Source organism: Pseudoalteromonas sp. RB2-MNA-CIBAN-0110, from assembly GCF_040309305.1.
Taxonomy (GTDB): Bacteria; Pseudomonadota; Gammaproteobacteria; order Enterobacterales; family Alteromonadaceae; genus Pseudoalteromonas; species Pseudoalteromonas arctica.
This window is the reverse complement of the sequence record NZ_JBEOOQ010000002.1, coordinates 127292-144226: the sequence shown is the minus strand read 5'-3', so window position 1 is coordinate 144226 and position 16935 is coordinate 127292. Positions and strand designations below refer to the sequence as shown.

Below are 16935 nucleotides of genomic sequence, written 5' to 3'. Positions count from 1 at the left end.
CAATGAGTATTGAAATTAAAGTACCAGATATTGGTGACGACGAAGTAGAAGTAACCGAAATATTAGTAAGCGTTGGCGACAAAGTAGATGTTGACCAATCATTATTAAATGTTGAAGGCGACAAAGCATCAATGGAAATACCTGCTTCGCAAGCGGGTACAGTGAAAGAGATTAAAGTAAACGTTGGCGACACCGTTACAACTGGCTCTTTAGTATTTTTGTTTGAAGGCGAGAGTGAAAGCACTGGTGAAGAAAAAGCATCAGCCGCTGCTCCAGCTAAATCTGAAGAGGCAGCACCTGCTGCTTCTACAGGTTCTTCAATTAAAGAAGTAACCGTACCAGATATTGGCGATGATGAAGTTGAAGTAACTGAAATCATGGTTGCTGTTGGTGACACCGTTTCAGAAGAGCAATCTATCTTAAACGTGGAAGGCGACAAGGCTGCAATGGAAGTACCTGCTCCATTTGCCGGTATAGTTAAAGAAATTAAAGTAGCCGCTGGCGACACAGTTAAAACAGGCTCATTAGTGTTTGTTTTTGAAGTAGCAGGAAGTGAATCTGCAGCACCGGCTAAAGAGTCGGCTCCTGTAGAAGCGCCAGCAGCTAGCTCAACAGCAAACGCAGCACCAAGTACTAAAGAAGTGAATGTACCTGATATTGGTGGCGATGAAGTTGAAGTAACTGAAATTATGGTTGCAGTTGGCGACACGGTTGAAGAAGATCAATCAATCTTAAACGTTGAAGGCGACAAAGCTGCAATGGAAGTACCCGCTCCATTTGCAGGTACAGTTAAAGAAATTAAAGTAGCCGCTGGCGATAAAGTATCGACAGGCTCATTAATTTTTGTATTTGAAGTTACAGGCAGCGCGCCAGCGGCATCTGCACCAGCTGAAAAATCAGCACCTGCAGCTGCGGCTAAAACTGAGTCGGCACCGGCTCAAGCGGCACCAGCAAAAGCAAGTAATGAAAGCTTCACAGAAAACAGCGCGTATGCTCATGCATCACCTGTTGTTCGCCGTTTAGCGCGTGAGTTTGGTATTAACCTAGCTAACGTAAAAGGCACTGGTCGCAAAGCCCGTATAGTTAAAGAAGACGTGCAAAACTATGTTAAAAACTTAGTTAAGCAAGTTGAGTCTGGTCAATTGTCAGCAGGTAGTAATGCTGGTGGTAGCGAGCTCGGTCTTATTCCATGGCCTAAAGTTGATTTTGCTAAGTTTGGCGAAATTGAAGAACAAAAGCTGTCTCGTATTCAAAAGCTATCAGGCAAAAACTTACATCGTAACTGGGTGCAAATCCCACATGTTACACAGTTTGACGAAGCAGATATCACAAGCCTTGAAGTATTCCGTAAAGAGCAAAATGTGCTTAGCGAGAAGAAAAAGCTGGGTGTTAAAATTACGCCGCTTGTGTTTGTAATGAAAGCAGCTGCAAAAGCACTTGCTGAATTTCCAAAATTCAACTCATCGCTTTCTGCAGACGGCGAAAGCTTAATTCTTAAAAAGTACATTAACATTGGTGTTGCAGTTGATACGCCAAACGGTTTAGTTGTACCAGTGTTTAAAGATGTTGATAAAAAAGGCATTATTGAACTATCACGCGAATTAATGGAAGTATCTGTTAAAGCACGTGACGGTAAGCTTACATCGTCTGATATGCAAGGTGGTTGTTTTACTATTTCTAGCCTTGGCGGTATTGGCGGTACGGCATTTACGCCGATTGTTAATGCACCAGAAGTGGCTATTTTAGGTGTGTCTAAATCTGAAATGAAACCTAAATGGAATGGCAAAGAGTTTGAACCAAAACTAATGGTTCCGCTGTCTATGTCATACGACCATAGGGTTATTGACGGAGCCTTAGCTGCACGCTTTACTGTGACTCTTGCAAGTTACATGAGCGATATTCGCCAATTGGTGATGTAATCGCTGGACAATGAATAGAATCAAATCCCAGCCAGTTGTTTTTAGCTGGGATTTTTACCATTTGCAATGATACAATCTTTGCACAAATTTGTGATCTGCTCTCACTTTCTGCCTTGCAGAAACATGGCAGTTAAACTTTAGGGCAGTGTCCCGTTCAAACAATTAAGGTAATAGCATGAGCAACGAATTAAAAACTCAAGTTGTTGTACTAGGCGGTGGTCCTGGTGGTTACTCTGCGGCATTCCGCGCTGCTGACTTGGGCTTAGAAGTTACATTGGTAGAATCTCGTGAAACATTAGGCGGCGTATGTCTTAATGTTGGTTGTATTCCTTCAAAAGCACTTTTACACGTAGCTAAAGTGATTGATGATGCAGCTGAAATGTCATCTCATGGTGTTACTTTTGGCGCACCAAAGATCGATCTTGACCAAGTTCGTACTTGGAAAGATTCTGTAGTTGGCCAGTTAACTGGTGGACTAGAGGGCATGGCTAAAATGCGTAAAGTGAAAGTTGTATCTGGTTACGGCAAATTCACTGGCAGCAATACTTTAGTAGTTGAAGGCGAGAAAGACTCTACAACTATCACGTTTGATAACGCGATTATTGCAGCAGGTTCTAAACCAGTTAACTTACCTTTCATTCCACAAGATGACCGTGTAATTGATTCAACTGGCGCGCTAGAGCTTAAAGATGTACCAGAAAAACTACTTGTACTTGGTGGTGGTATTATCGGTCTTGAAATGGGTACGGTTTACCGTGCACTAGGTTCTGCAATTGATGTTGTAGAATTTGCTGACCAATTAGTTCCAGCAGCTGATAAAGACATTATCAAAATTTACCAAAAATACGTAAGCAAAAAATTCAACGTAATGCTTTCAACTAAAGTTGTTGGTGTTGAAGCTAAAAAAGATGGCTTATACGTAACGTTTGAAGGTAAAAACGCACCAGCAGAACCTGTACGTTACGACAAAGTGCTTGTTGCAGTTGGCCGTACTCCAAACGGTAACTTACTTGATGCTGAAAAAGCGGGCGTAAACGTTGATGAGCGTGGCTTTATTAATGTTGATAAGCAATTACGTACTAACGTAAGCCATATTTTTGCAATTGGTGACTTAGTTGGCCAGCCTATGCTTGCGCATAAAGCGGTTCATGAAGGTCATGTTGCTGCAGAAGTTATTTCTGGTCAGAAGCATTTCTTCGACCCTAAATGTATTCCTTCGATTGCGTATACTGACCCAGAAATCGCTTGGGTAGGTGTTACTGAGAAAGAAGCAAAAGAGCAAGGCCTAAAAATTGAAACTGCGGTATTCCCGTGGGCAGCATCTGGCCGTGCTATTGCATCATCTCGTACTGAAGGTTCTACTAAACTTATTTTTGATAAAGAAAGTGGCCGTATAATCGGTGGTGCTATGATCGGTATTAACGCGGGCGAAATGCTTGGCGAAATCGGTTTAGGTATTGAAATGGGTGCTGATGGTGAAGACTTAGCGCTTACTATTCATGCTCACCCTACATTGAATGAATCAATCGGCCTTGCAGCTGAAATTTTTGAAGGTTCGATCACTGACTTACCAAACAAAAAAGCAGTTAAAAAGAAGTAATTTAACTTTTTAGCATTTGTTTGAAAACCCAAGCCTGGCTTGGGTTTTTTTATGGGTGAAAGAGCAGGTTTTAAATTACAGTGTTTTAATTATGCGTAGGTGCGGCTTTATGCCGCGTTTTTTAAATTCAAAAAATTGCGCGAGGTAAACTCGCGACTACGGGGGCGCTTGTTAAATTAAAAACTTGCGCGAGGTAAACTCCGCATACGGGTTTTTATTACTTTGTTGATGCCTAACCTGAGCGCTAGAATATCCATCTCACAGCCCTTACATATCTATTATCACCAAATATAGCTACAATGCGCGCCTAATTAATTGAAGGTAAATACAGTGAAAAACTCAGTTTTGGCATTACGCGCTCAACAAATAAGTGAATCCCGTCGAGAGTTTAATGCTCGAGGCGGTAAATTAGATCGCTGTGAGCAATGCTTAATAGCTAAGCACTACTGTATTTGTAAAGGTGTTGAGCATGCAGATTGTAAAGCAGCTGTGTGCTTATTAATGTATCACAATGAAAGTTTTAAACCTTCTAATACTGGGCGCTTAATTGCTGAAATAGTGCCAGATAACCACGCATTTAGATGGGATAGAACAGACCCTAACCCCGCTCTTTTAGCTTTAATAAATGATTCACAATATCAGCCAATGGTAGTATTCCCTGCTGAAGATGTAGAAGAGGGCAGGGCCATTACCGAAATAAGTATTGAAGAGGGTAAAAAACCGCTATTTATATTTTTAGATGGTACCTGGCGTGAAGCTAAAAAAATGATTCGCAAAAGCCCATACTTAGATAACTTGCCTGTACTTTCTGTTACTGCTGATAAACTATCTGATTACCGATTACGTGTTGCCCCTCATGCGCATCAACTAGGCACTGCTGAAGTGGCTATTATGGTGCTAGCGCTTGCGGGAGAAATGGATGCATCTTCTAAATTAGAACAGCATTTTATTAAGTTTCGTGATGCGTATTTGCTTGGTAAGCGCAATAAAGGCCGACCGCTAGAAGAGTAGTTTTACGCAGTTAAGCGAAAGCTTGCTGCTCTTTTAAGTGAGCAAGTGCTTTATTTTGAATTGCTCTGAAGCCTTCTTCAGATGTTAATTGTAAAACCGTATTATATAATTGGCTTACGCTATTGTGAGCCTGAATAAACGAGGTGCAGTCCTCACCAATCATATCCTTAGCCTCTTCGACTCGCTTTAAAAAGTAACAGCTAATATCGGTTTTTCCTTTAAAGTGAGTAGTCGCAATAGCGTTAGATATTCTATTAAGCTGATAACTAAATTCATCAGGTCGAGAACCCTCACCCCATTTACTAATAGAAATATCGCTTTCTAACTGGATAATTACGTTAAGTATGTTTTTAAACTCACTCATTGGCATATTTAAAAAGTTATAACCTTTGGGGCTAAATAAAGCTTTATACGGATTTTCGTTGGGAGTTTGGGCACTAAAAACGCCAATTGGTTTTGCTGTACTTGCGTCTGATACTTTACATAAAAAGGTATTGCTTTGCGGCGTTTTAAAATTCATATCCATTGAGTATTTATGATCCTTGCGTTACTTAGTTATCGGCGCAATTAATGAAAAACTTAGCGAAATTTAAAATATTAATAAAGTATTTGAAGGTATTAATATTGATTAGCTGGGATGCAGTATTACCCTGCAAAAGTTAGTGGTAGTTGCTTAGAGCTTTACTAAACCCAAATTTTAGGCAAAGAAAAGCGCGCTCTATCTCTAGGCGCGCTTGCGGAATCTTCTAATTTTCTGCATCCTGCAATTGAACTTAATCAACTCCAATTTTTACTAATCCATGTTTATTACTATATTACTTTTTAGTTCTATGTAATGTAGACCATCCGGGCCTGTATCCTTAAATTCCTAAACATCCTGTAGGGTAAATACTATTACCAAATCCTTAATTACACTTCCTAGTGTATCCCTATTTTAACCAATCCATTGTGTTGCCTTAAAGGCCTGTCCATTTATTCCTTAAACATCCTGTTAAACAACTTAGCCGTGTTGTTATCCTTTTCGCATCTTCCTGACGCTGTCCTTTTTACAACATCGCGTTGTGATACTCATCCTGAGCCTGTCCTAAAATCCGTGTTGTCCTGGTAACCTAATCATTGGTTGGTTGAGTAAGCAGTCCATTTCCTTTTACTCAATAAGCGTCATTGCTTGGTTGATGCGTAAATTATAGTGCAATAGAGCAACTAAAATAGGGATAAAACTACATTCAATTAGTATTTATGCAATAGTAATAATGTAAATGTTCAATAAATACAGTTGCTTAGGAGGTTTTTGTGTGTTTTTTATCTTGATTTTTACTCATTAGCTGTCACATCCGTGAGACATCTCTTACACTGCATTTCCTTTTTGGGCGTTATTTACATATTTACATTTATTTAAAGTGTGCACTTTTTGAATGAGCGCGGTAGAATTCGATGATAATAACAATTATTTAGGTGAAATAATGAAGACAGTATTTACACTTTTTTTAGGATTAGCAGCATCGGCACCAGCCTTTGCAAGTGACGTTGTTAATATCTATTCTTTTCGTCAGCCGTTTTTGATTCAGCCAATTTTAGAAGATTTTACAAAACAAACGGGAATAAAAACCAATGTTGTTTTTGCTAAAAAAGGGTTAATTGAGCGTGTTAAACGCGAAGGTAAACACAGTAAAGCCGATTTAGTATTAACCTCTAATTTTAGTGCGCTTATTCAATTAGAAGATTTAAAATTAACACAAACTATAAAAAGTGACAGTGTAAATAATAACGTGCCTGCAGCTTTTCGTGACGGTGATGGCCAATGGGTCGCGCTCACTAAGCGAGTGCGTAATGTGTATTCATCAAAAGAGCGAGTTGGTGAGTTACCTAAGCTCACTTATGAAGATTTAGCAGATCCTAAATACAAAGGACAAATTTGTACGCGATCAGGCAAACATCCATATAACTTAGGTTTAGTGGCTTCTATGATTGCACACCATGGTGAAGCGCAAACCAAAGAGTGGCTTGAAGGTGTTAAGGCTAATTTAGCACGTAAACCTCAAGGTAACGATCGTGCTCAAGTTAAAGCAGTTAAAGAAGGTTTATGTAACTTGGCATTAGGTAATAGTTACTATCTTGGTAAAATGCTAGAAGATAAAGAGCAAAAAGGTTGGGCAGAGGCCGTAAATATTAACTTTCCGAATCAAACTAATCGTGGCTCACACATAAATGTTTCGGGTGCGGTTATTACCAAATATGCTAAAAACCCTGAAAATGCATTAAAGCTCATAGAATATATGACCGACAGCAAAGCACAAAACATGTATGCCTCATTAAATATGGAGTATCCAGTTAAGTCGGGTGTTGAACTATCAAGTTTGGTTGCCTCTTGGGGGAGTTTTAAAGAAGACAGCTTGCCACTTGATGAGATTAGTAAATATCGTCCGTTAGCGCTTAAGCTAATTGATGAGGTGAAGTTCGATCTTTAATGACTAATAAATTTAAGCTGTCTAAATGGCAGCTCTTTGCGTGGTCGACTGGCTTAATTCTATCGGCCCCGTTGTTTTTTCTTCTTTTTGAATCTCTACAAGGTAGCTCTGAGGTGTTTTCCCACCTGTGGGATACCGTGCTTTGGGATTACATAACCAATACCGTATTGCTTGTTTTAGGTGTTTGCGTCCTTAGCTGCGCCATAGCTTTGCCACTTGGGTGGCTAACGGCTTACTGTAGTTTCCCGGGTAAAAAACAGTTTGAATGGGCACTTATGCTGCCCCTTGCTATGCCCACCTATATTATTGCCTATGTATACACTGATTTATTAGATTATGCGGGCCCGGTGCAAATAGCGCTGAGAGAATGGTTTGGCTGGCAATCGCCTAATGACTATTGGTTTTTTGATATACGTACATTACCCGGGGCCATCGTTATGATTGCCTTGGTGCTTTATCCGTATTTATTTTTGATTTTTAAAACGGCTCTTCGCGAGCAGTCATTCAAATTAGTACAAGCTAGCCAGTTAATGGGATTATCTCCTTGGCAAAGTTTCTTTAAAGTAAGCTTAGTACTCTCTCGTGGGGCTATTGTGGCGGCTCTTGCGCTTATAAGTATGGAAACCATGGCTGACTTTGCAACAGTGAGTTATTTTGCCGTAAGTACATTAACGACTGCCGTATACGATACGTGGTTTGGTTATTACTCACTTACAGCGGCAGCTAAAATATCGGGTGTGATGTTATTACTGTTATTTTTAGCATTAATGGCAGAGCGCTTTAGTCGTCGTAACCAAGCGGTATTTGAGCGCCAATCAAGTGTAAATAGTGAATCTCTCTATGTATTAAAAGGAAAGTCAGCTTGGCTCGCAACGGCATTTTGCAGCTTTATTTTATTTATCGCGTTTGTAATCCCTATTGCAGTACTTATAAATTACGCCATTACCTACTTTGATAAAGCATGGAATGTAGAGTTTTTTAGTTACGCTTGGCAAAGTTTAAAAGTGGCTGGGGTTGTGAGCCTAATAACGATTACGTTGAGTATTTTTGTCGTTTTTTATCAGCGTGTGGCAAAGCAAACGTATCCGCTTATTCCTGGGCGTTTAGCAAGCACAGGATATGCGTTGCCTGGCACAGTACTCGCTATTGCGGTTTTGTTACCACTTACATTATTAGAGAACACCATTAACACAGCGCTCGAGCCGTATAATTTAGATATTGGCTTACTGCTTACAGGTAGCATTCTTACTATTATTATTGCTTATATTGTTAGGTTTTACGCCATTGCACACGGAGCAATTGAGTCGAGTTTTTTACGTATTAGCCCATCACTTGATATGGCAAGCCAATCAATGGGTAAAAGCCAAGGACAAACACTGCGTTTAGTGCACCTACCTTTACTGCGAAGAGGATTGCTTACTGCTGCTTTATTGGTATTTATTGAGTGCATGAAAGAACTGCCGGCTGCGCTATTGCTCAGGCCGTTTAATTTTGAAAGCTTAGCTACTCATGTATTTCAGTATGTGAGTGACGAGCAGTTAGAGCTTGCTTCTATATCGGCATTATTTATTGTTATTGTTGGGTTTATTCCTTTGTATTTTATTAATCGTTCTATGGAGCAGCGTAGTTAAATGAGTAGTTTAATTTTACAAGGCGTGAGCTATCACTATAACGGTACAAAGGTTATTCACGATTTAGATTTAACAGTGGGTAAAGATGAAATTGTTTGTCTACTCGGAGCGAGTGGGTGCGGCAAAACGACCACGTTAAAAGCGATTGCAGGTTTAATTGAAGCTAAGCAAGGGTCTATTTTTATAGACGGTAAATTAGTGAGTGATGAGCAATCGTTTGTCTCGCCTGAGCACCGAAACATCGGCATGATGTTTCAAGACTATGCGTTGTTTCCGCATTTGACGGTGGCAAATAATATCGCATTTGGGCTTAGTAAAATGAGTAAAGCTCAAAAGCAGCAACGCGTAGATGAAATGCTTAAGCTGGTACATTTAATTGGCTGTGCCGACAGGTTCCCGCATCAGTTATCGGGTGGCCAACAGCAGCGTGTAGCTATTGCTCGTGCATTAGCTTATAAGCCTAGTTTATTGCTACTTGATGAGCCCTTTTCAAATATCGACACACAAGTACGCTTTGAATTAATTGCCGATATACGTCGAATTATTAAGGCAACCCAAGTATCTGCTGTGTTTGTTACACATTCAAAAGAAGAGGCGTTTGCCTTTTCAGATACACTTGCCATTATGCATCGCGGTAAAATTGAGCAACAAGGCACGCCTGAGCAGCTTTTTGCAGCTCCATGTTCAAAGGAGGTTGCAGAGTTTCTGGGTCAAGGCATATACTTGAGCGCAGAAGTATTAACAGCAACTGAATACAAAACACCATTTGGTTTAGTCGAATCTTATGTTGAGAGTAAGCATGACGTAAGCATAGGGCTTATATATGTACGTCCCCATCAAATAGAATTAGTGGCAGATAACCAAAGTGACAAATTTAGTAAGCGAGCTACAATCATAAGTCGTCGCTTTATTGGTTCGGCGTATGTTTATTCACTTGTTATTGATGAACAAGAAATTGAAGTTGCTGCACAATATGGCCAGTCATTTGAAAATAATGAGCAGGTTATAATAAAAATAAAACCTCACACGGTGAATTTTTTCGAATCGTAATTAATTTGTTATTCGCTGTGTTTTTATCTATAAAACTAAGGAATAACAATGGCGCAAGCGCAATCAGGGATTTGTGCTGAAGCAAACTTACACGGTTTGCACTTATTTTTTAATGTGTTTGATGGTCAAGATGAATCACTTCGCGCAAAGTTAAAACAAGTAAGCGCTATTGAAGAAGAATTTAGCGATCAATTTTCAGAATCAATGCTCTCTTGTATGGTTGCTATTGGTGCGCAATATTGGCCGCATATCCTCCCTGAATACATCCCAAGCGAATTACAGAGCTTTCCTAATATAAACCATAGCGATCATCAAATGAGCGTACAACCGTGCGATTTATTTGTGCAAATTCGCTCTGACCGTGAAGACGTTAACCATTTATTTGCGCTGCAAATTTTAAAACTATTTGCCCCCGATGTTGAGCTGGTGGAGCAAATTCGTAATTTTCGCTTTTTAGATGGTCGTGATTTTAATGGTTTTATTTATGGTGGCGACACCGCACATGGAAGAAAAAAGCGCGCTACGGCTTTAATTAGTAACCCTGGCAATTTTGAAGATCAGGGGAGTTATATTCATGTACAGCGTTATAAGCATGATTTAACTATGTGGCAGCACTTATCATTGAGCGAGCAAGAACAAATAATGGGACGTACGCGCCTTGATAACACGCTAATTACCCCTGCGATTGAAACCAGCCATGCTTCGCGAAGTGAGCTAAAAGACGAAGACGGACAACCGCTATTATTAAATCAGAGCATGCCTTATGGCGATGTGTATGAGCAGGGAATGTTATCAATTACATGCTCTTGTACGGGCACCGCATTTGAAAAAGTACTTAATAGTCGTTTAGGGGAAGGGGATTGTTACGACCACTGGCTTGATTTTACTCAAGCCGATATGGGTTCTGCTTTCTTTGCGCCTTCAGTCGGGTTTTTAAAACAAATTTAGTTTGCTATTAAACCGTATCAAATAAAATGCGAACACGTTCAAGTGTTACATCTATTTCAGATATTTTAGCAGGAGCGATAAAAATAGTATCGTCGCCTGCAATTGTTCCTAGTACGCCATCTGCTTTACCTAATGAATCTAATAAACGAGCGATAAGCTGAGCGGCGCCTGGACTGGTACGAATAATGATCATCATTTCGTTGTGCATAATGTCGATTACTAATTGGCGTAATGGACTTTTAGCCGTAGGTACACCCATTTCAGCAGGTAAGCAGTAAACCATTTCTTGTTTGGCGTTACGTGTGCGTACAGCACCAAATTTACTTAGCATGCGCGATACTTTACTTTGGCTTATATTGTCAAAGCCTTGATCTTTTAATGCATCAACTATTTCGCCTTGAGAGCCAAAATTTTCTTCTTTTAATAGTGATTTAAATGCTTTTACCAGTGCTTCTTGTTTATCTTGTGGTTGCATAGTCTTTATTCGTTTTTGTTATTTATGCCGCAAATTCTACACAAAAATGAATAATTATGCAGCAGTTGTTTAGTTAACTTGCCAGTTTGATGCGTTAAATCACAAAAGTTTACGACTATGGTCGAAAATATACTTGAAATAGACAGGATAAATTTGTTTTTAGTCGCTAATTTCATTATCTTAAGAGCCACAAATGTTTCCTACCTCAAATTACGGAGAATTCCAATGAAAGTTGCTGTATTAGGTGCTGCAGGCGGTATCGGCCAAGCGTTGTCTTTATTATTAAAAACAGGCTTACCAGCTGGCTCTGAATTATCACTTTATGATGTTGCACCAGTAGTACCAGGTGTTGCGGTTGACCTTTCTCACATCCCAACAGATGTTAAAGTAGCAGGCTTTGGCGCAGACGAATTAAACAAAGCGCTTGAAGGCTCTGACATCGTTCTTATCCCAGCGGGTATGCCACGTAAACCAGGTATGGATCGTGCTGATTTATTTAATGTAAATGCTGGTATCATCAAAACTTTAGCAGAAGGCATTGTTGCTAGCTGTCCTAAAGCGTTAGTAGGTATTATTACTAACCCAGTAAATGGCACAGTTCCAATCGTTGCTGAAGTATTCAAAAAAGCAGGTACTTACGACGCTAAACGTGTATTCGGTATTACTACGCTTGACGTTATTCGTTCAGAAGCATTTGTTGCTGAACTTAAAGGCGTAGACGTAGCAACTGTTAAAGTACCAGTAATTGGTGGTCACTCAGGCACAACTATTCTTCCTCTACTTTCTCAAGTTGAAGGTGTTTCTTTCACAGATGAAGAAGTTGCTGCACTTACTCCACGTATCCAAAATGCGGGTACTGAAGTTGTAAATGCTAAAGCAGGCGGTGGTTCAGCTACGCTATCTATGGGTGCTGCTGCAGCTCGTTTTTGTATGTCTTTAGTTAAAGGCCTACAAGGTGAAGAAGTTGTAGATTACGCTTACGTTGCTGTTGAAAATGGCGATGCAGAGTACTTTGCACATCCAGTACGTTTAGGTAAAAACGGCGTAGAAGAAATTCTTTCTTACGGCGAACTAAGCGCATTTGAAACAAAAGCAAAAAATGACATGCTTGAAACACTGAAAAAAGACATCAAAGAAGGTGTTGATTTCATGGCGTAATAGCCAAAGTAGAATAACAAAAAAGCCTGCATTTGCAGGCTTTTTTATTGCTCAGAATTAATTTCACACTGTGTAACTAGTTAAAACTAGTGGTCGCGGTCAACCGCAATACGAGCAAGGCTTATGAGTGCTTGCTTATAGTCAGACTCAGCTAAAAAGTCTAAACACGCAATAGCTTTGTCAGCTTCAAGCTCTGCTTTTTGCATTGTAAATTCAAGCGCATTAGTTTGCTTTAGTGCCGATAAAATTTCTTCTAAATGCTCCATACCATTACTGTGCTCTATTGCATCACGAATAAGCTGCGTTTGCTGCTCGCTACCATGTTGCATAGCATAAATAAGTGGAAGCGTTGGTTTGCCTTCAGCTAAATCATCACCAATGTTTTTACCCAACTGCTCAGCATCTGCATTGTAATCGAGTACATCGTCTACTAGCTGAAACGCAGTACCTAAATGCATACCATATAGGTTTAGTGCATCGAGAGTAGTTTGGTCTTGCTCAGTAATAATGGCAGCAAGGCCTGTCGCTGCTTCAAACAACTTAGCTGTTTTAGAGTAAATAACCTGCATATAACTGGCTTCGGTCGTATCTGGGTCGTTGCAGTTCATTAACTGCAATACTTCACCTTCAGCAATAATGTTTGTTGCATCGGCAAGTACTTGCATAATCTGCATTTTTCCAAGACCAACCATAAGCTGAAATGAACGAGTGTAAATAAAGTCACCAACCAATACGCTAGCAGCATTACCAAATTCAGCATTTGCTGTAGGCGTGCCACGTCGTAAGTTTGATTCATCTACAACATCATCATGCAATAGCGTTGCTGTATGAATAAACTCAACAATTGTTGCAAGTGTTATGTGATCTTTACCCTGATAACCGAGCGCTTTGGCTGCTAAAATCGCGAGCATTGGACGAACGCGTTTGCCGCCACTGCTAACTATATATAAACCAAGCTGATTAACTAACGCCACATCTGAGCGCATTTGCGCATGTATAAGTTGATTGACGTCATTCATATCGCTTTCGATTAACGCCTGGATAGCTTTTATATCCATTGATCTCCGAGCCAATTTTTATGTGTGAACGGCGCAGATTGTACAACAAAAAATGCACTAGCTCGATATTTTGTGACGATTGATTGAAAAAACACTATTAAAGTACTTAATTTAGACTGAATTAGCCAAGATAACTGATTAATTGATAATCAATATGCAGTTTATGGTGTGCTTAGATATTAAGCTGTGAGGGTCATATTTGAGTACATTAATTTATTTCGACTAAGAGTTAAAAAGCGCTTGGCAAAAGGGCTAATTAATATAAAATGGGGTAAATATTGAATTGCTCTCAAAGCAGCTACTTTTTATTCATTTTAATTACAAAATAGGCTTGCTAGTTATTTCGCGTTAGCGTAAACTTCGCGCCCTATCGAAGAATATTTTAGTTGCGCCGATTTGAGGGTGCACAGACGGAGTTAATTATGTACGCGGTTTTCCAAAGTGGTGGTAAACAGCATCGTGTGACTGAAGGTCAAACGATTCGTCTTGAAAAATTAGACGTTGAAACTGGTGCGGCAGTAGAATTTGATTCAGTACTTTTAGTTGCTGATGGTGAGAAAATCGAGATCGGTGTACCGTTCGTAAACGGTGGCAAGATAACAGCTGAGGTTGTTTCACATGGTCGCGGTGAGAAGATTAAGGTTGTTAAATTTAGACGCCGTAAGCATTCTCGTAAGCAAATGGGCCATCGTCAATGGTTCACTGAAGTTAAAATCACTAGCATTAGCGCTTAATTAGAGGTACTTAGAAATGGCACATAAAAAAGCAGCTGGTAGTACTCGTAACGGTCGCGATTCAGAAAGCAAACGCCTAGGTGTTAAGCGTTTTGGTGGCGAATCAGTTCTAGCGGGTAGCATCATTGTTCGTCAGCGTGGAACTCGTTTCCACCCTGGTACTAACGTAGGTATCGGTAAAGACCACACTATCTTCGCAAAAGCAGATGGTAAAGTTCAGTTTGAACAAAAAGGTCCTTTAAACCGTAAATACGTAACTATCGTAACTGAGTAATCAGTAAGGTAGTTAAAAACCCCGCCTTTGCGGGGTTTTTTGTTTTGTAGTCAGTCAAAATATATACCCAAGCCTGCATTTGTGTTGGCTTGGGTATATAATAGAGTTATTAAACAAGCCAATCCCTAAAGTGAGTAATCATGAAGTTTGTAGATGAAGTAGAAATTCGCGCAGAAGCTGGAGACGGTGGCAGCGGCATCGTGTCTTTCCGTCGTGAAAAATATGTTCCAGATGGTGGACCAGACGGCGGTGACGGTGGAGACGGTGGTAGTGTTTATCTACAAGCTGATGAAAACTTAAATACCCTAATTGATTATCAGTTTGAGCGCTTTCATAGAGCTGAACGTGGTACTAACGGTCGTAGCCGTAACTGTACAGGCCGAAAAGCCGATGACTTATTTGTTATGGTGCCTGTAGGCACGCGCATCATGGATGTTGATACCCAAGAGGGACTTGGTGACTTAACTCAAGATGGTCAACGAATTTTGGTTGCAAAAGGTGGTTTCCACGGCTTGGGGAATGCACGTTTTAAATCAAGTACTAACCGAGCACCTCGTCAAAAAACATTGGGCACACCCGGTGAAGTACGTAACTTAAAGTTAGAGTTACTATTATTAGCTGATGTAGGCTTACTAGGATTACCAAATGCAGGTAAATCTACGTTTATCCGTAGTGTATCTGCAGCAAGACCAAAAGTAGCTGATTATCCATTCACGACGCTTATTCCTAATTTAGGTGTAGTACGTCCTGAAGCAAATAAATCATTTGTTATAGCCGATATTCCGGGTCTAATTGAAGGTGCATCTGATGGTGCAGGCCTAGGTATTCGCTTCTTGAAGCATTTAGAGCGTTGTCGTGTGTTATTGCACATTATTGATGTAATGCCGGTAGATGGTTCAAACCCTGTTGATAATGCATTCTCGATTATTAACGAGCTACACCAATACAGTCCTAAATTAGCTGAAAAACCACGCTGGTTAGTGTTTAATAAAATAGATTTATTACCAGAAGATGAAGCAAAAGCGCTATGCGAAGCGATTGCAGAAGAGCTGGGCGAAACTGAAAATATTTATCACATTTCAGCAATTAATAAACTTAATACTCAACCTTTAATCCACAACATAATGACACTACTTGATAGCATGCCTAAAGAGAAGTTTGTACAAGTTGAAGATGAAGAAGTTGAATTCAAGTGGGATACCTATCATGAAAAAGCCACTAAAGGTAAAGGCAATGATGATGATTGGGACGACTGGGATGAAGATGATTACGACGTAGAAGTTGTCTACGAGCGTTAATTAAATAGAATTTATTAAAAAGGAGCTTATGCTCCTTTTTCTTTGTTTAAGAATAAAGTACTAGGTGTTTATTATGATAATTTCAATGATTGCAGCAATGGCAAATAACCGTGTAATTGGCCTAGATAATAAAATGCCATGGCATTTACCTGCGGATCTTCAGCATTTTAAAAAAGTAACTACGGGTAAACCTGTGATCATGGGTCGTAAAACTTTTGAGTCAATAGGCCGTCCTTTACCTGGGCGTCGTAATATTATTATTACTCGAAACAGCGAATATACTGCACAGGGTATTGAAGTGGTAACTACACCAGAGGCCGCACTAGAACTAGTTTGTGCTGTTGAAGAAGTAATGATTATTGGTGGCGGTAATATTTATGAGCAATTTTTACCAAAAGCAGAACGCTTGTATTTAACCTTTATTGATTTAGATATTAAAGGCGATACACAGTTTCCTGATTACAATAAAGTTGCTAATTGGGACGTGAAAGAAGAGCAAGAAAACCTCCCTGATGAAAAAAACAAATCTAGTTATAAATTCGTAACTTTGTATAAAGAACATTAACATTATTGCGTAATTTTTGATAGATTGATATAATATTTGATAGTCTATATAAGAACAAAGTATTATAAAGGGTTTGTCATGTTTAAATTACCAAAGCTAGTTGCACTTACTGCTGTTGTCGCTGTAAGTTCTTTTTCGTATACAGCACCTGCAAATGCTGAAGATCAATTAGCAGTATCTATTTGTGAATATATTGCGGCAGACGATAAAAACCGATTACGCAGCAAGCTTAAAAGCTCTCGTGTAAAAATTCGTAATATTTATGATGCAGTACAATGTAATGGTAATAACTTATTACGCCATGCTGTTGCTAGTAATGCAGTGGATACTGGTGAGTATATAGTTAAAAACTTATCAAAAAGTGCGTTAACAGATGGTGCTGATATTGCTTGGGCTGAAGGCAACTTTGCTAGCTCACCACTTATTGCAGTGATTAAAGATCGCGCTGGTCTTTAATTATAAAAAGGTTTTATAACTCTACCTTCAGTAAGGTATTGTTAAATATTGATTAGTCTGAAGTTGTTATTAATAACAATCTCAGGCTTTTTTATTTAGCTAATGTAATCTCACCCCCCCCCCCCCCAACAAAATCATTAATAAGTTCACTATTTACCTATCTATTTTATATTCCCAAAGTGTAGAGTCTTCACTTTAAAAGCAGCTTCAAATTTACTCCTTCAAAAGAGGTAACTTTATTCAGCTGGTATCTATTTTGTATCTGCTAGTTTATTTACAAACTTAATCAC

The 16935-nt window shown here is 39.5% G+C and carries 16 protein-coding genes; 13 read left to right on the top strand and 3 right to left on the bottom strand.

The features are described from left to right. The first annotated feature begins 2 nt into the window (after positions 1–2). The 3 genes from aceF to AAEY68_RS01945 all read left to right on the top strand — a co-directional run bounded on the left by aceF (position 3) and on the right by AAEY68_RS01945 (position 4530). Positions 3–1919, top strand: a complete 1917-nt coding sequence (gene aceF, locus AAEY68_RS01955; RefSeq protein WP_350585407.1) for a pyruvate dehydrogenase complex dihydrolipoyllysine-residue acetyltransferase — start codon at positions 3–5, stop codon at positions 1917–1919. A 175-nt stretch (positions 1920–2094) separates the two neighbouring features. Beyond that, entirely contained in the window at positions 2095–3519 is a 1425-nt protein-coding gene (gene lpdA / locus AAEY68_RS01950) for a dihydrolipoyl dehydrogenase (RefSeq protein WP_007586124.1), read from the top strand. 330 nt (positions 3520–3849) lie between these two features. Further along, positions 3850–4530, top strand: a complete 681-nt coding sequence (locus AAEY68_RS01945; RefSeq protein WP_165742233.1) for a tRNA-uridine aminocarboxypropyltransferase — start codon at positions 3850–3852, stop codon at positions 4528–4530. Positions 4531–4540: 10 nt separating this feature from the next. Here the strand turns inward: AAEY68_RS01945 and AAEY68_RS01940 are convergent, their stop codons facing one another. Next, positions 4541–5056: a hypothetical protein gene (locus AAEY68_RS01940; RefSeq protein ID WP_165727149.1), complete on the bottom strand. Its 516-nt coding sequence runs from the start codon at positions 5054–5056 to the stop codon at positions 4541–4543. A gap of 937 nt (positions 5057–5993) precedes the next feature. On the opposite strand from AAEY68_RS01940, the gene AAEY68_RS01935 reads away from it, so the two are divergent. From AAEY68_RS01935 to AAEY68_RS01920, 4 genes are read left to right on the top strand one after another with little or no spacing between them, the layout of a single operon-like run. Beyond that, positions 5994–6998 carry a Fe(3+) ABC transporter substrate-binding protein gene (locus tag AAEY68_RS01935; RefSeq protein WP_197160337.1) on the top strand — a complete coding sequence of 335 codons (1005 nt, stop codon included), beginning with the start codon at positions 5994–5996 and terminating at the stop codon, positions 6996–6998. After that, a complete protein-coding gene (locus tag AAEY68_RS01930; protein WP_165727150.1) occupies positions 6998–8629 on the top strand; it encodes an ABC transporter permease in 1632 nt (543 codons plus the stop codon). Before AAEY68_RS01935 ends, AAEY68_RS01930 begins: the two co-directional genes overlap by 1 nt. Continuing rightward, positions 8630–9679, top strand: a complete 1050-nt coding sequence (locus AAEY68_RS01925) for an ABC transporter ATP-binding protein (protein WP_197140847.1) — start codon at positions 8630–8632, stop codon at positions 9677–9679. Between the two features lie 48 nt (positions 9680–9727). After that, on the top strand, positions 9728–10627 hold the full coding sequence (locus tag AAEY68_RS01920; protein ID WP_024590635.1) for a Dyp-type peroxidase: 900 nt from the start codon (positions 9728–9730) through the stop codon (positions 10625–10627). Between the two features lie 7 nt (positions 10628–10634). Here AAEY68_RS01920 and argR read toward each other — a convergent pair whose 3' ends face one another. Further along, positions 10635–11102 (bottom strand): transcriptional regulator ArgR, encoded by a 468-nt coding sequence (gene argR, locus AAEY68_RS01915; RefSeq protein ID WP_002957753.1) that lies wholly within the window; start codon positions 11100–11102, stop codon positions 10635–10637. 225 nt (positions 11103–11327) lie between these two features. Between argR and mdh the strand changes: the two genes are divergently transcribed. After that, on the top strand, positions 11328–12260 hold the full coding sequence (gene mdh / locus AAEY68_RS01910; protein ID WP_007586102.1) for a malate dehydrogenase: 933 nt from the start codon (positions 11328–11330) through the stop codon (positions 12258–12260). Between the two features lie 86 nt (positions 12261–12346). Here the strand turns inward: mdh and ispB are convergent, their stop codons facing one another. Continuing rightward, positions 12347–13318: an octaprenyl diphosphate synthase gene (gene ispB / locus AAEY68_RS01905; RefSeq protein ID WP_165722156.1), complete on the bottom strand. Its 972-nt coding sequence runs from the start codon at positions 13316–13318 to the stop codon at positions 12347–12349. Positions 13319–13740: 422 nt separating this feature from the next. Here ispB and rplU point away from each other — a divergent pair, with 422 nt between their 5' ends. The 5 genes from rplU to AAEY68_RS01880 all read left to right on the top strand — a co-directional run bounded on the left by rplU (position 13741) and on the right by AAEY68_RS01880 (position 16645). Further along, positions 13741–14052, top strand: coding sequence for a 50S ribosomal protein L21 (gene rplU / locus AAEY68_RS01900; RefSeq protein WP_002957748.1), 312 nt, complete (start codon positions 13741–13743; stop codon positions 14050–14052). 16 nt (positions 14053–14068) lie between these two features. Beyond that, positions 14069–14326 (top strand): 50S ribosomal protein L27, encoded by a 258-nt coding sequence (gene rpmA, locus AAEY68_RS01895; RefSeq protein ID WP_002957747.1) that lies wholly within the window; start codon positions 14069–14071, stop codon positions 14324–14326. A 140-nt stretch (positions 14327–14466) separates the two neighbouring features. Next, on the top strand, positions 14467–15624 hold the full coding sequence (gene cgtA / locus AAEY68_RS01890; protein ID WP_007586086.1) for an Obg family GTPase CgtA: 1158 nt from the start codon (positions 14467–14469) through the stop codon (positions 15622–15624). Positions 15625–15697: 73 nt separating this feature from the next. Further along, positions 15698–16189, top strand: coding sequence for a type 3 dihydrofolate reductase (gene folA, locus AAEY68_RS01885; protein WP_024593608.1), 492 nt, complete (start codon positions 15698–15700; stop codon positions 16187–16189). 78 nt (positions 16190–16267) lie between these two features. Further along, on the top strand, positions 16268–16645 hold the full coding sequence (locus AAEY68_RS01880; protein WP_007586082.1) for a DUF3718 domain-containing protein: 378 nt from the start codon (positions 16268–16270) through the stop codon (positions 16643–16645). The last annotated feature ends 290 nt before the right edge of the window (positions 16646–16935 follow it).